Below are 2,527 nucleotides of genomic sequence, written 5' to 3' on the forward strand. Positions count from 1 at the left end.
CGTCCGCGACGTGAAGTTCGTCGCCGCGTTCGACGTGGACGCCAAGAAGGTCGGCTTCGACCTGTCGGAGGCCATCTTCGCCTCGGAGAACAACACCATCAAGATCGCCGACGTGCCGCCGACCAACGTCACGGTGCAGCGCGGCCCGACCCTGGACGGCATCGGCAAGTACTACTCCGAGACCATCGAGGTGTCCGACGCCGAGTCCGTCGACGTGGTCAAGGCACTCAAGGACGCGAACGTCGACGTGATGGTGTCCTACCTGCCAGTGGGCTCCGAAGAGGCCGACAAGTTCTACGCCCAGTGCGCCATCGACGCAGGCGTGGCGTTCGTCAACGCGCTGCCGGTGTTCATCGCTTCAGACCCGGTGTGGGCCAAGAAGTTCGAAGACGCCGGCATCCCGATCGTCGGCGACGACATCAAGAGCCAGGTCGGTGCCACCATCACCCACCGCGTGATGGCCAAGCTGTTCGAGGACCGCGGTGTGCAACTCGATCGCACGATGCAGCTCAACGTCGGCGGCAACATGGACTTCCTGAACATGCTGGAGCGCTCGCGCCTGGAGTCCAAGAAGATCTCCAAGACCCAGGCCGTCACGTCCAACCTGCAGCGCGAGTTCAACACCAAGGACGTGCACATCGGCCCGTCCGATCACGTCGGCTGGCTCGACGACCGCAAGTGGGCCTACGTCCGCCTCGAAGGCCGCGCCTTCGGTGACGTGCCGCTGAACCTGGAGTACAAGCTCGAGGTGTGGGATTCGCCGAACTCGGCAGGCGTCATCATCGACGCGGTCCGCGCGGCCAAGATCGCCAAGGACCGCGGCATCGGCGGCCCCGTGGTCGCCGCCTCGGCCTACCTGATGAAGAGCCCGCCCAAGCAGATGGCCGACGACATCGCGCGCGCGGAGCTCGAAACCTTCATCGAGGGCTAGCAACCCTGCTCGATTGTGAATCTGGCGACGCCGCACGAGTGTGGCGTCGCCAGATTCACTTTCGGGGGCGTTTTGTAGGGTCGGCATGTGGTCAACCCGCATTTCTCAGACGACGAATTGGTGGGCCTCGGCGAGTTCGCCCTGCTGCCCGAGAACGCCGAACAGATCGGCCTGACGGGTCCGCTGCCGCCCGTCGAGCGCATCGACTCCGGCGACATCAGCGCGCTGAAGTGGGGCGCCGAATCCCCGCAAGTGGTGTTCCTGCACGGCGGCGGGCAGAACGGGCACACCTGGGACACGGTGGTCCTCGGACTCGGCGTGCCCGCGCTCGCGGTCGACCTGCCCGGGCACGGCCGCTCCGCGTGGCGCGAGGACGGCGACTACGGGCCGAAGCGCAGCGCCGACACGCTGCGGCCAGTGCTGCGCGACTGGGCTCCCGCCGCGCGCCTGGTCGTCGGGATGTCGCTCGGCGGGCTGACCGCGCTGCGCATCGCTGCCGCCGAGCCCGCGCTGGTGCCGACGCTGGTACTCGTCGACGTCACCCCGTCGGCCCCAGAACGCCACGAGGAGATGACGAAGGCGCAACTGGGCGCCGTCGCACTGGTACAGGGTGAGCGCAACTTCCCCTCCTTCGAGGCGATGCTCGACGTGACGGTGGCCGCGGCGCCGCATCGCGACCGGAACTCGTTGCGCCGCGGCGTCTTCCACAACTCGCAGCGACTCGACGACGGCAGGTGGACGTGGCGTTACGATTCGTTCCGCAAAGGTCCCCTTCTTTCTGGCTTCGAGGGCTTGTGGGACGACGTCCCGTCGATCACCATGCCGACCACGCTGGTCCGCGGCGCGAACTCCTACTTCGTCAACGACGAGGACGCCGCCGCATTCGCCAAGGGCGCACCGGGATTTCAGCGCACCCACATCGTCGCCGACGCCGGCCATTCGGTGCAGGGCGATCAGCCCCGCGCGCTCGTCGACATCCTGCGCGGAGTCCTCGCCGACTGAGGGTCCGTTGCCTTCCGTTCACCTTCTGCTTCACAGCTGATCAACAGGTTCCCGTAATTTTCCGTTCACTGGCCCCAGCCCGGCCGGTGACACTCGGAAGGAACCCCCACGCCATGGCTCTATTGCCGCTGAATCTATTCGTCAATCACGACGGGCGGTCCTCACGTCAGCATGTGACTTGCCGCTACAAGTGCGGCGACGCCTGCTCCAAACCCGTCCCCAACGCCAGCGGCAACGAATACTTCGGCGACATCGTCAAGCAGGTATCGCGGCGGTCGATGCTGCAGGCCGCCGGCGTCACCGTGCTGGCCGTCGGCGCCGGTTCGGCGCTGGCCGCCTGCGGGAGCGACCAACAACCCGCTGCGACGCCCCCCTCGTCGGCGCCGCCCGCCGAGCCGTCGCCCGGGATGAAGTTCAATGCCGTCGCGCCGAACAGCGAGGACGCCGTCGTCATCCCCGAGGGCTACCAGCAGGGCGTCGTGATCAGCTGGGGCGACCCGATCCTGCCCGGCGCGCCCGCATTCGACGTGAAGGCCCAGACGGCCGCCGCCCAGCGGCAGCAGTTCGGCTTCAACAACGACTTCGCCGCACTGC

At 67.3% G+C, this 2,527-nt stretch carries 3 protein-coding genes; all 3 read left to right on the forward strand.

Annotated features, from left to right (window positions below):
- Positions 1 to 931, forward strand: a 931-nt coding sequence (locus QOC69_RS18775; RefSeq protein WP_526442298.1) for an inositol-3-phosphate synthase, incomplete at its 5' end; no start/stop codon positions are given.
- Positions 932 to 1,018: 87 nt separating this feature from the next.
- Positions 1,019 to 1,933, forward strand: coding sequence for an Rv0045c family esterase (locus QOC69_RS18780; protein ID WP_526442300.1), 915 nt, complete (start codon positions 1,019 to 1,021; stop codon positions 1,931 to 1,933).
- A gap of 113 nt (positions 1,934 to 2,046) precedes the next feature.
- Positions 2,047 to 2,527, forward strand: a 481-nt coding sequence (locus QOC69_RS18785) for an alkaline phosphatase PhoX (RefSeq protein ID WP_526442303.1), incomplete at its 3' end; no start/stop codon positions are given.

It is taken from the genome of Mycobacterium sp. (genome assembly GCF_032162105.1).
Classification (GTDB): domain Bacteria; phylum Actinomycetota; class Actinomycetes; order Mycobacteriales; family Mycobacteriaceae; genus Mycobacterium.